Origin of the sequence: Sinorhizobium sp. BJ1, assembly GCF_002531555.1 — a bacterium.
GTDB classification, from domain to species: domain Bacteria; phylum Pseudomonadota; class Alphaproteobacteria; order Rhizobiales; family Rhizobiaceae; genus Sinorhizobium; species Sinorhizobium fredii_B.
The window spans coordinates 99922-117008 of sequence record NZ_NWTH01000015.1; the positions used below are offsets into that span (position 1 = coordinate 99922).

Below are 17087 nucleotides of genomic sequence, written 5' to 3' on the forward strand. Positions count from 1 at the left end.
GGGACTTACCATGGATATGCGCACACCCCTCGGCAAAGTTCGCGGTCTCGGCTCGGCCAAGGAAGGCACGGACCATTTCTGGCGCCAGCGCCTGACGGCCGTCTCCAATATTCCGCTCCTGATCTTCTTCGTCTTCTTCGTGGCCCGCTATGCCGGGGCGCCGCACGCGGATGTCGTCGCGGCCCTGTCGAATCCGTTCGTCGCGGTGATCATGGGTCTCGTCGTGACCTCCGCGCTCGTCCACATGCGGCTCGGCATGCAGGTCATCATCGAGGATTACGTTCATGCGGAGGGCGCCAAGATCGCGCTTCTCATCCTCAATACATTTTTTGCGATCGCGATCGGCGGGCTCTGTCTTTTCGCCGTCCTGAAGATCGCTTTCGCAGGGTAATTTCGTCATGGCATTGATCAATTCCCCCGCTGCAAACGGCAAGGCCTATCAATATGTCGATCACGCCTTCGACGTCGTCGTCGTCGGCGCCGGCGGCGCAGGCCTGCGTGCGACCCTCGGCATGGCCGAACAGGGCCTCAAGACCGCCTGCATCACCAAGGTCTTCCCGACGCGCTCGCACACGGTCGCGGCCCAGGGCGGCATCGCCGCCTCGCTGCAGAACATGACGCCCGATAGCTGGCAGTGGCATCTCTACGACACCGTCAAGGGCTCCGACTGGCTCGGCGACGTCGACGCCATGCAATACCTTGCCATGGAGGCGCCGAAGGCGGTCTACGAACTCGAGCATTACGGCGTGCCGTTCTCGCGCAATGAGGAAGGCAAGATCTACCAGCGGCCCTTTGGCGGCCACATGCAGAACTACGGCGAAGGCCCGCCGGTGCAGCGCACCTGTGCGGCCGCCGACCGCACCGGCCATGCCATCCTGCACACGCTCTACGGCCAGTCGCTCAGGAACAACGCCGAATTCTTCATCGAGTATTTCGCCCTCGACCTGATCATGTCGGATGACGGGCGCTGCACCGGCGTCGTCGCCTGGAACCTCGATGACGGCACGATCCACCGCTTCGCAGCGAAGATGGTGGTGCTGGCGACCGGCGGTTATGGCCGCGCCTATTTCTCGGCGACCTCGGCGCATACCTGCACCGGCGACGGCGGCGGCATGATCGCGCGCGCCGGCCTACCGCTGCAGGACATGGAATTCGTGCAGTTCCACCCGACCGGCATCTACGGCGCCGGCTGTCTGATCACCGAAGGAGCGCGCGGCGAGGGCGGCTATCTCGTCAATTCGGAAGGCGAGCGCTTCATGGAGCGCTACGCCCCGTCGGCCAAGGATCTGGCCTCGCGCGACGTCGTCTCGCGCTGCATGACGATGGAAATCCGCGAAGGCCGCGGCGTCGGCAAGAACAAGGACCATATCTTCCTGCACCTCGACCATCTCGACCCGGCGGTGCTGCACGAGCGGCTGCCCGGCATCTCGGAATCGGCGAAGATCTTTGCAGGCGTCGACGTGACCCGCGAACCGATCCCGGTGCTGCCGACCGTCCACTACAATATGGGCGGCATCCCCACCAATTACTGGGGCGAGGTGCTGAACGCCGACGCTCAGAACCCCGAGCGCCTCGCGCCCGGCCTGATGGCCGTCGGCGAAGCCGGCTGCGCCTCGGTGCATGGCGCCAACCGCCTCGGTTCGAACTCGCTGATCGACCTCGTCGTCTTCGGTCGCGCCGCGGCGATCCGCGCCGGCCAGATCATCGACCGCAATGAGGCGGTGCCGGAGATCAACACGGCTGCCTCGGACCGGATCATGGAGCGCTTCGACCGGCTGCGCCATGCCAGGGGCGGCACCTCAACGGCGGTGCTGCGCGACAAGATGCAGCGCGCCATGCAGGAAGACGCGGCCGTATTCCGCACCCAAGAGTCGCTCGAATCCGGCTGCCAGCGCCTCTCCGCCATCTGGAAGGAAATGCCGGACGTCAAGGTAACCGACCGGTCGATGATCTGGAACTCCGACCTGGTCGAGACGCTGGAACTCGAGAACCTGATGGCCAACGCCATCACCACGGTCTACGGCGCCGAGGCGCGCAAGGAAAGCCGCGGCGCGCATGCCCGCGAGGACTACAAGGACGGCCCGCTCGGCGGCCGCGACGACGTCAACTGGCGCAAGCACACGCTCGCCTGGGTCAACGACACCGGCGAGGTTCGGCTCGACTATCGTCCGGTCCATGCCGAGCTTATCGCCGACGGCATCGATCCCAAAAAGATCGAGCCGAAGGCGCGCGTCTACTGATGTCGAGGACTAAGGCACATGGTTGAACTCGCTCTTCCCAAGAACTCGCAGATCACCGAAGGCAAGGTCTGGCCGAAGCCGGTCGGCGCGACGAAGCTGCGCGAATACCGCGTCTACCGCTGGAATCCGGACGACGGAAAGAACCCGCGGGTCGATACCTACTATATCGATGTCGACGATTGCGGCCCGATGGTCCTCGACGGCCTGCTCTACATCAAGAACAAGATCGATCCGACGCTGACGCTGCGCCGCTCCTGCCGCGAGGGCATCTGCGGCTCCTGCGCGATGAACATCGACGGGACCAACACGCTCGCCTGCACGAAGGGCATGGACGAGATCAACGGGTCGGTGAAGATCTACCCGCTGCCGCATATGCCGGTCGTCAAGGACCTGGTGCCGGATCTGACCAATTTCTACGCCCAGCACCGCTCGATCGAGCCGTGGCTGAAGACAGTGTCGCCGACGCCGGCCAAGGAATGGCGGCAGAGCCACGAAGACCGCCAGAAACTCGACGGGCTCTACGAGTGCATTCTCTGTGCCTGCTGCTCGACCTCCTGTCCGAGCTACTGGTGGAACGGCGACCGCTATCTGGGTCCTGCCGTTCTGCTGCAAGCCTATCGCTGGCTGATCGACTCCAGAGACGAGGCGACCGGCGAGCGCCTCGACAACCTCGAGGATCCGTTCCGGCTTTACCGCTGCCACACGATCATGAACTGCGCCCAGGCCTGTCCGAAGGGGTTGAACCCGGCCAAGGCGATCGGCGAGATCAAGAAGATGCTGGTCGAGCGCCGGTTCTGAGCGCGCAGCTCCAACAATCGATGCCAATCCGGCGGCGGGCTCTGAGCCCGCCGTTTGCGTATCACGGCACTCACGTCGACGTGTCGCTAAGTGATTTGAAAGCCGTCGCGAGGCGCATAGGTAATAGAAGGTGGAGGGTCGCCCATGCTTCGCCTGGCCTTCGGAATCGCCGTGAGCTGCCTTTTCCTGTCGCCGGCGCGGGCGGCCGAGCCGCAATATGCGATCTTCGCCGGCGGCTGTTTCTGGTGCGTCGAGAGCGACTTCGACGACGTGGCCGGCGTTCTCGAGACGATTTCCGGTTATGCCGGCGGCAAGAGCGAGAATCCGACCTACGAAAACTATGCGAAGGGCGGACACCGGGAGGTGGTGCGGATCAAGTTCGATCCCGACAAGATCTCCTATGCGGATCTCGTCGGGGTGCTGTTCCACACGACGGACCCGACCGATGGCGGCGGCCAGTTCTGCGATCGCGGCTTCTCCTACACGACGGCGATCCACGCGCTCACCGAGCAGCAGGCGATGCAGGCCAAGGCCGAGAAGATCAAGGCCGAGGCCGAACTCGGCAGGCCGATCGTCACGCCCGTCGAAGGAACCTCGAAGTTCTGGCCTGCCGAGGACTATCATCAGGATTTCGCGGGGCGGAATCCGATCCGCTACTGGTACTATCGCAACGGCTGCGGCCGAAACCGGGCAGTCGAAGCGCTTTGGGGCGAACGCGCCTATGCCGGTGTCAGCCACTGAGCCCAATATTCCGTCTCCGGACGAATGGTCAGAACCGCTTTTCCGCGCCCGATCTCAATCGTTTCCATCGTGCAACAGCCAAGACCGAAATGCGACGCCTTGATCTCACAGGTGGATTTGCTGTAATTCGGCCTTTATTATCGCATTGCATCATGGTTCGCGGACAATATCGGGGGTAAACACATGCGGGTTTTTCATGCGGCGGCGGGGCTTGTTATTGTGCTTGCGCTGACCGGATGCCAGCGGACATCCTTTGGTGGCTTCGGTTCTCAGGATGTTTCTGCCGCGCCTGCCCCGTTGCAAGCGCAGCCGGTGCCGTCGGTCTCGTCGGGCCAGCTCCCGGATCCGACGACCAACACCTCGCAATTCCCGAGCGCTCCGACGGGCGGCACGCCGGCACCCGGCGCGCCGGGGGGCACGCAAGTGGCCGCCGCCACCGGCGGCCTCGACGTGACGAAGGAATCGATGGTCGGCAATTGGCGGGTTTCGAGCGCCGGCAGTTCCTGCGACATGTTCCTGACGCTGACCAATCTCGGAAGCGGCTCGCGCGGCGGTACCCGCGGCTGCGCCGGCGAACTGACGACCATGGGATCCTGGGAGGTGGCCGGCAAGCAGGTCGTGCTCAAGGATCGCAACGGCACCCCGATCGCCCGCCTTTACAAGACCGCCGATTCACGCTTCGACGGCTCTACCAATGGCGGCCAGCCGGTTAGCCTCAGCCGTTGACCTACTCTCCGGTCCGGCTTTCCTGCCGGACCTCTTTACGGCCTGTTGTCGGGGTGGGGCTTCCGCCTGCAGCCTTAAGTCTCACCTTTCAAAACAGCCCCTGGTCCATCCAGGTGCATCGTGCTCAATCCTGACGACAGCATTCTCCACAAGCTCGAGGCGCTCGTTGCGGCCGGGGAGCGGCAGCGTGATCCGGCTCAATTTGCGATAGCAAGGCGGCTCGACCATCTGACGGCGGAGCTGCTTGCCAGCCGGCCGTCGCGCAAAGCCAATGCGCTCGGCTGGCTGTTCGCCGCCCGCAAGAAGGACCACCCGCCGGTCAAGGGCCTCTACATCCATGGCGGCGTCGGCCGTGGCAAGACCATGCTGATGGACATGTTCTTCGGCGCGGTGCCGATACAGCGCAAGCGGCGCGCCCATTTCCACGAGTTCATGGCGGATGTGCACGAGCGCATCTACAAGCACCGGCAGAAGCTCAAGAACGGCGAGACCAAGCAGGCCGATCCGATACCGCCGGTCGCTTCGGAGCTCTTCGCCGAGGCACGGCTCCTGTGTTTCGACGAGTTCTCGGTCACCGATATTGCCGATGCGATGATCCTCGGGCGCCTCTTTGGCGAGCTCTTCGCCAAGGGCTGCGTTCTCGTGGCGACCTCGAACGTGGAGCCGTCCGAGCTTTATCGCGACGGCCTCAACCGCGGTCTCTTTCTGCCTTTCATCGACCTCCTGAAGGCCAGCACGGAAATCATCTCGCTCGACACGGATACCGACTATCGCCTGCGCAAGACGGACGGGCATCCCGTCTGGCTGTCGCCGCTCGGATCGGATGCGGAAGCCGCAATGGATCGCGCCTGGTATGTCGAGACCGGCGGCGCGCCCGTCACCTCGACGGAGATCGGACGAAAGGGGCGGAAGATCCGTGTGCCGGCCGCCGTCGGTCATTGCGCCCGCTTTTCCTTCGCCGATCTCTGCGCGCAGCCGCTCGGCGCGGCCGACTATCTCGCCATCCTGTCGCAGTACAGGACGGTCTTCGTCGACCGCGTTCCGCATCTCGGTCCGCATATGCGCAATGAAACGAAGCGCTTCATCATCCTGGTCGACGCGCTCTACGACCAGGGTGCCCGCCTCTTCGCCTCGGCCGCCGCCGAACCGGAACGGCTACTGATCGCCAAGAAGGGTACCGAGGGGTTCGAATTCGACCGCACGGTTTCACGCCTCATCGAGATGCAGAGCGAAGAATATGCCGCCCAACATACTGAAAATACGGCGTTTCAGTGACGCAACAGTGACGGCAAATCTTACCTTTACGTAAGAATTTTATGTTCTAACCGATTGAATTTGCTTCGCCAAAAAGTATCGATTGATATTTTACCATTTGCCGTTTAAGGGCTTTCCGCGAAGGTTTGGCGTTTGCCGCGTTTCAGGCCTCGATCATGGATCACAAAGGAAGCACATTCATGGCGCGCAACAAGATCGCACTTATTGGTTCAGGGATGATTGGTGGCACGCTGGCGCACCTCGCCGGCCTGAAGGAACTGGGCGATATCGTCCTATTCGACATTGCCGACGGCGTCCCCCAGGGTAAGGGCCTCGACATCGCCCAGTCCTCGCCGGTCGAAGGTTTCGACGCATCGCTGACGGGCGCCAGCGACTATGCGGCGATCGAAGGCGCCGACGTCTGCATCGTCACCGCCGGCGTCCCGCGCAAGCCCGGCATGAGCCGCGACGACCTGCTCGGCATCAATCTGAAGGTCATGGAACAGGTCGGCGCCGGCATCAAGAAATATGCTCCGAACGCCTTCGTCATCTGCATCACCAACCCGCTCGACGCCATGGTCTGGGCGCTGCAGAAGTTCTCCGGCCTGCCGAAGAACAAGGTTGTGGGCATGGCAGGCGTGCTCGACTCCTCGCGCTTCCGTCTCTTCCTCGCCCAGGAATTCAACGTTTCGGTCCAGGACGTCACCGCCTTCGTTCTCGGCGGCCATGGCGACACGATGGTGCCGCTCGCCCGCTATTCGACCGTCGCCGGCATTCCGCTGACCGATCTTGTCCAGATGGGTTGGGTCACCAAGGAACGCCTCGAAGAAATCATCCAGCGCACCCGTGACGGCGGCGCGGAGATCGTCGGCCTTCTGAAGACCGGCTCGGCCTATTACGCTCCGGCGGCTTCCGCGATCGAGATGGCTGAAGCCTACCTCAAGGACAAGAAGCGCGTGCTTCCCTGCGCGGCGCATCTCTCCGGCCAGTACGGCGTCAAGGACATGTATGTCGGCGTGCCGACGGTCATCGGCGCCGGCGGCGTCGAGCGCATCATCGAGATCGACCTCAACAAGGGCGAGAAGGAAGCCTTCGACAAGTCGGTCGGTGCCGTGGCCGGCCTTTGCGAAGCCTGCATCGGCATTGCGCCCAGCCTGAAGTAACCGCCGCCGGGCCAATCAGACAGGCCAATCAGACAGGAAAGAACTCATGAACATCCATGAATATCAGGCCAAGGCTCTGCTGAAGAGCTACGGCGCGCCGGTCGCGGAAGGTGTCGCGATCTTCTCCGCCGACGAAGCCGAAGCGGCCGCGAAAAAGCTGCCGGGACCGCTTTACGTCGTGAAGAGCCAGATCCATGCCGGCGGCCGCGGCAAGGGCAAGTTCAAGGAACTCGGGCCCGATGCCAAGGGCGGCGTGCGGCTGGCGAAATCGGTCGACGAGGTCGTTGCCAATGCCAAGGATATGCTCGGCAATACGCTGGTGACCAAGCAGACCGGCCCGGCCGGCAAGCAGGTCAACCGCCTCTATATCGAGGACGGCGCCGACATCGACCGCGAACTCTATCTCTCGATCCTCGTCGATCGCTCCGTCGGCCAGGTTGCCTTCGTGGTTTCGACCGAGGGCGGCATGGATATCGAGGCAGTTGCCGAGCATACGCCGGAAAAGATCGTCACCGTTGCGATCGATCCCAATAAGGGCGTCACCGCTGACGACCTGAAGGCGCTGGCCGATGCGCTGAAGCTCGAAGGCGAAGCGCGCGCCGACGCCGAAAAACTCTTCCCGATCCTCTACAAGGCCTTCGTCGAGAAGGACATGAGCCTGCTCGAGGTCAACCCGCTGATCGTCATGAAGAACGGCCGCATGCGCGTCCTCGATGCCAAGGTGTCCTTCGACGGCAATGCGCTCTTCCGCCACGAGGACGTCGTCGCGCTGCGCGACACGACCGAAGAAGACGAGAAGGAAATCGAAGCGTCGAAGCACGACCTCGCCTATGTCGCCCTCGACGGCAATATCGGCTGCATGGTCAACGGCGCCGGCCTTGCCATGGCGACGATGGACATCATCAAGCTCTACGGCGCCGAGCCGGCGAACTTCCTCGATGTCGGCGGCGGCGCTTCCAAGGAGAAGGTCACCCACGCCTTCAAGATCATCACCGCCGATCCGGCCGTGAAGGGCATCCTGGTCAACATCTTCGGCGGCATCATGAAGTGCGACGTCATCGCCGAAGGCGTGCTTGCTGCGGTCAAGGAAGTCGGCCTCAAGGTGCCGCTCGTCGTCCGCCTCGAAGGCACCAATGTCGAACTCGGCAAGAAGATCATCAATGAATCGGGCCTCAACGTCATCTCCGCCGATGATCTGGACGATGCCGCCCAGAAGATCGTTGCAGCCGTCAAGGGAGCCTGAGGTTTCATGTCCATCCTGATCAACAAAGACACCAAGGTTCTCGTCCAGGGCCTGACCGGCAAGACCGGCACCTTCCATACCGAACAGGCGCTTGCCTATAACGGCACGAAGATGATCGGCGGCATCCACCCGAAGAAGGGCGGCGAGACCTGGACCGGTTCCAAGGGCGAGCAACTGCCGATCTTCGCGACGGTTGCCGAGGGCCGTGAGGCGACCGGCGCCAATGCTTCGGTCATCTATGTTCCGCCGGCCGGTGCCGCGGCGGCGATCATCGAGGCGATCGACGCGGAAATTCCGCTGATCGTCTGCATCACCGAGGGCATTCCGGTCGCCGACATGGTCAAGGTCAAGGCGCGGCTCGAGAAGTCGACTTCGCGCCTCATCGGCCCGAACTGCCCGGGTGTGCTGACCCCGAACGAATGCAAGATCGGCATCATGCCGGGCAACATCTTCCGCAAGGGCTCGGTCGGCGTGCTGTCGCGCTCCGGCACGCTCACCTACGAGGCGGTGTTCCAGACCACCAATGAGGGTCTCGGCCAGACGACCGCTGTCGGCATCGGCGGCGACCCGGTGAAGGGCACCGAATTCATCGACGTCCTGGAAATGTTCCTCGCCGACGACGAGACCAAGTCGATCATCATGATCGGCGAGATCGGCGGCTCGGCGGAAGAGGATGCGGCGCAGTTCCTCAAGGACGAAGCCAAGCGCGGCCGCAAGAAGCCGATGGTCGGCTTCATCGCCGGCCGCACGGCGCCTCCCGGCCGCACCATGGGCCATGCCGGTGCCGTCATCTCCGGCGGCAAGGGCGGCGCGGAAGACAAGATCGCGGCGATGGAATCGGCCGGCATCCGCGTCTCGCCGTCGCCGGCCCGCCTCGGCAAGACCCTCGTCGAAGTCCTGAAGGGCTGACGAACTTTCCCGGGGCGGCTCCGGTGCCGCCCCGATAGAGCCACGAACGACACGATGATGAAGGACGGATGTCCGACCTTTCGAAGGCCATCCTGATCCGGACTTCAGGCAAACATGACCGGACAATCCGGCGACCCAACTTAGAGTCAGGAGGCGGACCCAAGTCCGCGAGAGACCATGACAAGGCAAGAGGCCAACGAGCAATTCCAGCTCACTTCGTTTCTGGACGGCGCCAACGCCGCCTATATCGAGCAGCTCTATGCGCGCTATGAAGCGGACCCGTCGTCCGTTTCGGCCGAATGGCAGTCCTTCTTCAAGGCACTTGCCGACAGGCCCGAAGATGTGGTGAAGGCAGCCAAGGGAGCCTCCTGGAAGAAGAAGAACTGGCCGATCGCCGCCAATGGCGAACTCGTCTCCGCGCTCGACGGCGATTGGGGCACCGTCGAAAAGGTCGTCGAGAAGAAGGTCAAGGCGAAGGCGGAGGAAGCCGCTGCCGCGACCGGCGTGCCGGTCAGCGAGGCCGAGGTTCATCAATCGACGCGCGATTCCGTCCGCGCCATCATGATGATCCGCGCCTATCGCATGCGCGGCCACCTGCATGCCAAGCTCGACCCGTTGGGCCTCGCCGATCCGGTCGAGGATTACGACGAGCTCGCACCGAAAACCTATGGTTTCGAAGAGAAGGACTACGACCGCAAGATCTTCATCGACAACGTGCTTGGGCTCGAATACGCGACCGTGCGCGAAATGGTCGAAATCCTCGAGCGAACCTATTGCTCGACGATGGGCGTCGAATTCATGCATATGTCCAACCCTGAGGAGAAGGCCTGGATCCAGGAGCGGATCGAGGGACCGGACAAGGGCGTCGAATTCACGCCTGAGGGCAAGCGGGCAATCCTGCAGAAGCTGATCGAGGCGGAAGGCTTCGAGCAGTTCATCGACGTCAAGTACAAGGGCACCAAGCGCTTCGGCCTCGACGGCGGCGAGTCGCTCATTCCGGCGCTCGAACAGCTCATCAAGCGCGGCGGCCAGCTCGGTCTCAAGGAGATCGTTCTCGGCATGGCCCATCGCGGCCGCCTCAACGTCCTCTCCCAAGTCATGGCCAAGCCGCACCGCGCCATCTTCCACGAGTTCAAGGGCGGCTCCTATGCGCCGGACGACGTCGAAGGCTCGGGCGACGTCAAGTACCACCTCGGCGCTTCCTCCGACCGCGAATTCGACGGCAACAAGGTGCACCTGTCGCTGACGGCGAACCCGTCGCATCTGGAGATCGTCAACCCGGTCGTCATGGGCAAGGCGCGCGCCAAGCAGGACCAGATGGCGACCGTGTTCGAGGGCGACATCATTCCGCTGCGCGAACGCGTCAAGGTCATGCCGCTGCTGCTGCATGGCGACGCGGCCTTCGCCGGCCAGGGCGTCATCGCAGAAATCCTCGGTCTCTCCGGTTTGCGCGGCCACCGCGTTGCCGGTACCGTGCACTTCATCATCAATAACCAGATCGGCTTCACCACGAACCCGGCCTTCTCTCGGTCCTCGCCCTATCCTTCGGACGTGGCGAAGATGATCGAAGCGCCGATCTTCCACGTGAATGGCGATGACCCGGAAGCCGTGGTCTACGCGGCCAAGGTTGCGACTGAGTTCCGGATGAAGTTCCACAAGCCGGTCGTCGTCGACATGTTCTGCTATCGCCGCTTCGGCCACAACGAGGGCGACGAGCCGGCGTTCACCCAGCCGAAGATGTACAAGGCCATTCGCGCCCACAAGACGGTCGTCCAGGTCTATTCGGAAAGGCTGGTCGCCGAAGGACTCATGAACGACGGCGAGGTCGAGAAGATGAAGGCCGACTGGCGCGCTCGTCTCGAGCAGGAGTTCGAGGCCGGCCAGTCCTACAAGCCGAACAAGGCCGATTGGCTCGACGGTGCCTGGTCGGGCCTGCGCACCGCCGACAACCAGGATGAGCAGCGCCGCGGCCGGACCTCGGTGCCGATGAAGCAGCTGAAGGAAGTCGGCCGCAAGATCTCCGAGATCCCGGCTGGCTTCAGCGCGCATCGCACCATCCAGCGCTTCATGGAGAACCGCGCCAACATGGTCCAGACCGGCGAGGGTATCGACTGGGCGATGGCGGAAGCGCTCGCCTTCGGAACGCTCGTCACCGAGGGCACGAAGATCCGCCTATCGGGCCAGGACTGCGAGCGCGGCACGTTCTCGCAGCGCCACTCGGTCCTCTACGATCAGGAGACCGAGGAACGCTACATTCCGCTCGCCAACCTGTCGCCTACCCAGGCGCGCTACGAGGTCATCAACTCGATGCTCTCGGAAGAGGCGGTGCTCGGCTTCGAATACGGCTATTCGCTTGCCCGTCCAAACGCGCTGACGCTGTGGGAAGCCCAGTTCGGCGACTTCGCCAACGGCGCTCAGGTGGTTTTCGACCAGTTCATCTCGTCCGGCGAGCGCAAGTGGCTGCGCATGTCCGGCCTCGTCTGCCTGCTGCCGCACGGCTATGAAGGCCAGGGACCGGAGCACTCCTCCGCGCGTCTCGAACGGTTTCTGCAGCTCTGCGCGGAAGACAACATGCAGGTCGCCAACGTCACGACGCCGGCAAACTACTTCCACATCCTGCGCCGCCAGGTGAAGCGCGACTTCCGCAAGCCGCTGATCCTGATGACGCCGAAATCGCTGCTGCGCCACAAGCGGGCGGTCTCCAGCCTGTCGGAAATGGCCGGCGAGAGCTCCTTCCACCGGCTGCTGTGGGACGACGCCGAGGTCATCAAGGACGGTCCGATCAAGCTGCAGAAGGATTCGAAGATCCGTCGCGTCGTGATGTGCTCGGGCAAGGTCTATTACGATCTTCTCGAAGAGCGCGAGAAGCGCGGCATCGACGACATCTATCTGCTCCGCGTCGAGCAGCTCTACCCGTTCCCGGCGAAAGCGCTCATCAATGAGCTCAGCCGCTTCCGCCACGCGGAGATGGTCTGGTGCCAGGAAGAGCCGAAGAACATGGGCGCCTGGTCGTTCATCGACCCCTACCTCGAATGGGTTCTTGCCCATATCGACGCCAAGTATCAGCGGGTGCGCTACACCGGCCGTCCGGCCGCCGCTTCCCCGGCGACGGGCCTGATGTCCAAGCACATGGCGCAGCTCAACGCCTTCCTCGAGGATGCGCTGGGGGGCTGATCAAGTCCCTCGCCGCCTGCCAATCGACAGAAACAGATATCTGATCAACGGAACAAAAATCATGGCAACAGAAATCCGCGTTCCTACCCTCGGCGAATCCGTCAGCGAAGCGACCGTCGGGACCTGGTTCAAGAAGGTCGGCGATGCGATCAAGGCCGACGAGCCGATCCTCGAGCTCGAGACCGACAAGGTGACGATCGAAGTGCCTGCGCCGTCCGCCGGCACGCTCAGCGAAATCGTCGCGCAGGCGGGTGAGACCGTCGGTCTCGGCGCGTTGCTCGGCCAGATCGCCGAAGGCGCGGGTGCCGCCGCAGCCGCTCCGGCGCCGGCCGAGAAGAAGGCCGAGCCCGCTGCCGCTGCTCCCGCCGCGAAGCCGGCAGCCGCCGCACCGCAGACTCAGTCCTCCATGCCGCCGGCTCCGGCGGCCGCTAAGCTCATCGCCGAAAACAATCTTTCCGCCGACCAGCTCGACGGTTCCGGCAAGCGCGGTCAGGTGCTGAAGGGCGATGTGCTCGCCGCTGTCGTCAAGGGAATTTCGGCGCCCGCAGCCGCCGAACCGGCCAAGATCCAGGCCCGTGCGCCGGCGCCGGCAGAAGACGCCGTCCGCGAAGAGCGCGTCAAGATGACCCGCCTGCGTCAGACGATCGCCCGGCGTCTCAAGGACGCGCAGAACACCGCCGCGATGCTCACCACCTACAACGAGGTGGACATGAGCGCCGTCATGAGCCTGCGAAACAGGTACAAGGACATCTTCGAGAAAAAGCACGGCGTGAAGCTCGGCTTCATGGGCTTCTTCACCAAGGCCGTCACGCATGCTCTGAAGGAGTTGCCGGCTGTCAACGCCGAGATCGACGGCACCGACATCATCTACAAGAACTTCTGCCATGTCGGCGTGGCCGTCGGCACCGACAAGGGCCTTGTCGTGCCAGTCGTACGGGATGCCGATCAGATGTCGATTGCCGAAATCGAGAAGGAAATCGGCCGTCTCGGCAAGGCGGCACGCGACGGAACGCTGTCGATGGCCGACATGCAGGGCGGCACCTTCACCATCTCCAACGGTGGCGTCTACGGTTCGCTGATGTCCTCGCCGATCCTCAATGCGCCGCAGTCGGGCATCCTCGGCATGCACAAGATCCAGGACCGCCCGGTCGCGATCGGCGGCCAGGTTGTCATCCGTCCGATGATGTATCTGGCGCTCTCCTACGATCACCGCATCGTCGATGGCAAGGAAGCCGTGACCTTCCTGGTGCGCGTCAAGGACAGCCTCGAGGATCCGGAACGTCTGGTGCTCGACCTCTAAGCCAAGGCGGGGGCGTGAGCCCCCGTTTCGTTCCCGCCGCGCGCAACCGTCGATGCGGCCCGCTCGACAGCGATGAAGCAGGAGGCTAGTGTCTGCAAAGCACGCTATGCGCGCATTCAGGCTCTTGCGGCTTCATCTTGATCTTCAACGCACCGGTGGCAACCATGAGCGCTTACCTGATCGAACTCGCATCGCTGATGGCGATCTTTTCCTTCGCCATCGTCTCGCCTGGAGCGGATCTCGCCATGGTGATGCGCCAGTCGCTTGTGAACGGCCGGCGGGCGGCGATCATCACCTCTTTCGGCATCGGCGCGTCGCTGATGTTCCATGTCAGCTATACCGTCCTCGGCCTTGGGCTGATCATTTCGCAATCGATCTACCTCTTCAACATCGTCAAATGGTGCGGTGTCGCTTACCTGATCTATATCGGTGTCAAGGCGCTTAGGGCCGGACAGACTGAGATTACCGTAGAGCAGGCCGAGGACGCCGGGGCGCGTGGGAGCCAGTCGGCGTTGAAGGCCTTCGCGCTTGGCTTCGCCGCCAATGCGCTCAATCCGAAAGCGGTTTTCTTCTTCCTGTCGATCTTCTCTACGGTTGTCGGGGCGCACACGCCGTTGCTCGTGAAGTTTGGCTACGGCCTTGTCATGGCGAGCGCTCTCATCCTCTGGTTCGTCGGCGTCAGCCTGTTCATGACGACGCCACGGATGCGGGCCACCTTCACGCGGGCGAGCAAGTGGATCGACCGGACCAGCGGCCTCGTCTTCATTGCGCTCGGCCTGAAGCTCGCGACCGAAAAGGCTGCCTGAAGATGTCCGGCCGGACAGCCATCCTTGCTTCCTTGGCGCTGGCACTGGCCGCTCTCCCGGCGCTTGCCGAGGATTGCAAGCAGGTCCAGGCGATCTATGCCGATCCGGCCGGTGGCTATGAGCTGCGCTTCGAGCCGGTCGGATCGGAAGCGGCGGTCACCAGCAATCATTTCAAGATCAGCGTCGCGGGCACCGGAGTGTCGCTCGACGGCGTCGTATTGCCCTCCGGGGAACCGGAACGGCCGAACGGGATCGTCATGCACGATTGTCCGACGGGGGACGTGACGGGCGCCGAACTGACGGCCTGCACCGTATGGCAGGGCCCGATCTATGCCGTCGATAGCGCTGGCACGATCGGCTTGCTTCAGGCCGAGGATGCACCAGCTGCCCGGCAGATCCTGCTCCCGGATTTCGGCCCGTCGCTGCGCCAGTCGAGCGCCTGGGGCAACGGCAAGGCCTCGTCCGACAGTTCCGACGTCTTCGCGTTCAAAGGATGTGCCGGATGAGTGGCGGGCGTGTCCTTCTCGTCACGGGCGGCAGCCGCGGCATCGGCGCCGCCGTCTGCCTAGCCGCGGCATCGGAAGGCTGGCAAGTGGCGGTCAACTATGCCTCCAACCGACAGGCGGCCGACGATGTCGTTCGTCAAATCGCCGGGGCAGGCGGCTCGGCGATCGCCATCCAGGGCGATGTCGGCTCCGAGGATGGGGTGAAGGCGATCTTTTCGGCGGTCGATGCCGCCTTCGGCCGGCTCGACGGTTTGGTCAACAATGCCGGCATTATCGGGTCGCCGCAGCGGATCGATGACATCGCGACGGAGCGGCTGGAACGGATGTTCCGCGTCAATGTGACCGGCGCGATCCGTTGCGCGGCCGAAGCCGTGCTGCGGATGTCGACGCGGCACGGCGGATCGGGCGGCTCGATTGTCAATCTCTCCTCCGTCGCGGCCGTGCTGGGCGCGCCGGGTCAATATGTCGACTATGCCGCCACGAAAGGCGCGATCGACAGCTTCACCGTCGGTCTCGCACGCGAAGTGGCGTCCGAGGGTATCCGTGTGAATGCCGCTCGCCCCGGCATCATCGACACGGATATTCATGCGTCCGGCGGCTTGCCGGATCGGGCCCGCGACATGGCGCCGTCGATCCCGATGCAGCGCCCCGGCACGGCCGGCGAAGTGGCCGACGCAATTCTCTATCTCCTGTCGGATAAGGCGGCTTATGTGACGGGAGCCATCCTCAATGTCAGCGGCGGGCGATGACCGCCCTTTCAACAAGCCTCCCAGAAGGATTATCACATGGCTTATGATCTCATCGTTATCGGTAGCGGCCCCGGCGGCTATGTCTGCGCCATCAAGGCGGCGCAGCTGGGCATGAAGGTTGCGGTTGTCGAGAAGCGCAGCACCTATGGCGGCACCTGCCTCAATGTCGGCTGCATTCCTTCCAAGGCGCTGCTGCATGCCTCCGAGATGTTCCATCACGCCGCGCATGGCCTCGATGCGCTGGGCGTCGAGGTCGCAAGCCCGAAACTCAATCTCCAGAAAATGCTGGCCCACAAGGACGCCACCGTTAAGGCCAATGTCGACGGCGTGTCGTTCCTCTTCAAGAAGAACAAGATCGATGGCTTCCAGGGTACCGGCAAGGTGCTTGGCCAAGGCAAGGTCTCCGTCACCAACGACAAGGGCGAGGAACAGGTTCTCGAAGCCAGGAACGTCGTCATCGCCACCGGCTCGGATGTCGCCGGCATTCCGGGCGTCGAGCTCGAGTTCGACGAGAAGGTGATCATCTCCTCGACCGGCGCTCTCGAGCTGGAGAAGGTCCCGGCCAGCATGATCGTCGTCGGCGGCGGCGTCATCGGCCTCGAGCTCGGCTCGGTCTGGGCGCGTCTCGGCGCCAAGGTAACTGTTGTCGAGTTCCTCGACACGATCCTTGGCGGCATGGACGGCGAGGTCGCCAAGCAGCTCCAGCGGATGCTGGCGAAGCAGGGCATCGACATCAAGCTCGGTGCCAAGGTGACCGGCGTCGTGAAGTCGGAAAACGCTGTGAGGGTGACCTTCGAGCCGGTCAAGGGCGGCGAAGCAACGACCCTCGATGCGGAGGTCGTGCTGGTCGCGACTGGCCGCAAGCCCTGCACCGAAGGCATGGGTCTCGCCAAGGCCGGTGTCGTGCTCGACGCGCGCGGCCGGGTCGAGATCGACCGCCACTTCCAGACGAGCATCGCCGGCGTCTACGCGATCGGTGATGTGGTGCGCGGGCCGATGCTCGCTCACAAGGCCGAGGACGAGGGCGTGGCCGTGGCGGAAATAATCGCCGGACAGGCCGGCCATGTGAACTACGATGTCATTCCGGGTGTCGTCTACACCCAGCCGGAGGTCGCTTCCGTTGGCAAGACCGAAGAGGAACTGAAGGCGGCCGGCGTCGCCTACAAGGTCGGCAAATTCCCGTTCACCGCCAATGGCCGTGCCCGCGCCATGCTCCAGGCCGACGGGTTCGTGAAGATCCTCGCCGACAAGGAGACCGACCGGGTGCTCGGCGGCCATATCATCGGCTTCGGCGCCGGCGAGATGATCCACGAGATCGCCGTGCTGATGGAGTTCGGTGGATCGTCCGAGGATCTCGGCCGCACCTGCCACGCGCATCCGACCATGTCGGAGGCGGTCAAGGAAGCAGCGCTTGCGACCTTCTTCAAGCCGATCCACATGTGATCGGTCCGTGTGACAATTGGCGCGGGGGCTGCGAC

15 protein-coding genes are annotated in these 17087 nt (G+C 63.5%); all 15 read left to right on the forward strand.

The genetic code is table 11. The annotated features are described in order from the left end of the window. Positions 1 to 10: 10 nt before the first annotated feature. The 15 genes from sdhD (at position 11) to lpdA (ending at position 17052) form a co-directional block, all read left to right on the forward strand. Positions 11 to 391, forward strand: a complete 381-nt coding sequence (sdhD, locus tag CO676_RS19085) for a succinate dehydrogenase, hydrophobic membrane anchor protein (RefSeq protein ID WP_041414719.1) — start codon at positions 11 to 13, stop codon at positions 389 to 391. Positions 392 to 398: 7 nt separating this feature from the next. Further along, entirely contained in the window at positions 399 to 2240 is a 1842-nt protein-coding gene (sdhA, locus tag CO676_RS19090) for a succinate dehydrogenase flavoprotein subunit (RefSeq protein ID WP_097522244.1), read from the forward strand. An 18-nt stretch (positions 2241 to 2258) separates the two neighbouring features. Next, positions 2259 to 3038 carry a succinate dehydrogenase iron-sulfur subunit gene (locus CO676_RS19095; RefSeq protein ID WP_014766210.1) on the forward strand — a complete coding sequence of 260 codons (780 nt, stop codon included), beginning with the start codon at positions 2259 to 2261 and terminating at the stop codon, positions 3036 to 3038. A 144-nt stretch (positions 3039 to 3182) separates the two neighbouring features. After that, positions 3183 to 3779, forward strand: coding sequence for a peptide-methionine (S)-S-oxide reductase MsrA (gene msrA, locus CO676_RS19100; RefSeq protein ID WP_097522245.1), 597 nt, complete (start codon positions 3183 to 3185; stop codon positions 3777 to 3779). Positions 3780 to 3962: 183 nt separating this feature from the next. Beyond that, the gene (locus CO676_RS19105) at positions 3963 to 4505 is read left to right on the forward strand and encodes a protease inhibitor Inh/omp19 family protein (protein ID WP_014766208.1); all 543 of its coding nucleotides are present in this window, start codon (positions 3963 to 3965) and stop codon (positions 4503 to 4505) included. A 120-nt stretch (positions 4506 to 4625) separates the two neighbouring features. Beyond that, positions 4626 to 5780 (forward strand): cell division protein ZapE, encoded by a 1155-nt coding sequence (zapE, locus tag CO676_RS19110; RefSeq protein ID WP_097522246.1) that lies wholly within the window; start codon positions 4626 to 4628, stop codon positions 5778 to 5780. Between the two features lie 179 nt (positions 5781 to 5959). Further along, entirely contained in the window at positions 5960 to 6922 is a 963-nt protein-coding gene (gene mdh / locus CO676_RS19115; protein ID WP_014766206.1) for a malate dehydrogenase, read from the forward strand. A 46-nt stretch (positions 6923 to 6968) separates the two neighbouring features. Continuing rightward, positions 6969 to 8165 carry an ADP-forming succinate--CoA ligase subunit beta gene (gene sucC, locus CO676_RS19120; RefSeq protein ID WP_014766205.1) on the forward strand — a complete coding sequence of 399 codons (1197 nt, stop codon included), beginning with the start codon at positions 6969 to 6971 and terminating at the stop codon, positions 8163 to 8165. A 6-nt stretch (positions 8166 to 8171) separates the two neighbouring features. Then, a complete protein-coding gene (sucD, locus tag CO676_RS19125; RefSeq protein ID WP_014766204.1) occupies positions 8172 to 9074 on the forward strand; it encodes a succinate--CoA ligase subunit alpha in 903 nt (300 codons plus the stop codon). 177 nt (positions 9075 to 9251) lie between these two features. Then, a complete protein-coding gene (locus CO676_RS19130) occupies positions 9252 to 12248 on the forward strand; it encodes a 2-oxoglutarate dehydrogenase E1 component (protein ID WP_014766203.1) in 2997 nt (998 codons plus the stop codon). A gap of 61 nt (positions 12249 to 12309) precedes the next feature. After that, positions 12310 to 13548, forward strand: a complete 1239-nt coding sequence (gene odhB / locus CO676_RS19135; protein WP_097522247.1) for a 2-oxoglutarate dehydrogenase complex dihydrolipoyllysine-residue succinyltransferase — start codon at positions 12310 to 12312, stop codon at positions 13546 to 13548. A gap of 164 nt (positions 13549 to 13712) precedes the next feature. Next, a complete protein-coding gene (locus tag CO676_RS19140) occupies positions 13713 to 14354 on the forward strand; it encodes a LysE family translocator (protein WP_097522281.1) in 642 nt (213 codons plus the stop codon). Between the two features lie 2 nt (positions 14355 to 14356). Further along, positions 14357 to 14860, forward strand: a complete 504-nt coding sequence (locus tag CO676_RS19145; RefSeq protein ID WP_014766200.1) for a hypothetical protein — start codon at positions 14357 to 14359, stop codon at positions 14858 to 14860. After that, on the forward strand, positions 14857 to 15609 hold the full coding sequence (locus CO676_RS19150) for an SDR family oxidoreductase (protein WP_097522248.1): 753 nt from the start codon (positions 14857 to 14859) through the stop codon (positions 15607 to 15609). Before CO676_RS19145 ends, CO676_RS19150 begins: the two co-directional genes overlap by 4 nt. Before the next feature lie 36 nt (positions 15610 to 15645). Further along, a complete protein-coding gene (lpdA, locus tag CO676_RS19155) occupies positions 15646 to 17052 on the forward strand; it encodes a dihydrolipoyl dehydrogenase (protein WP_097522249.1) in 1407 nt (468 codons plus the stop codon). Positions 17053 to 17087 lie beyond the last annotated feature (35 nt).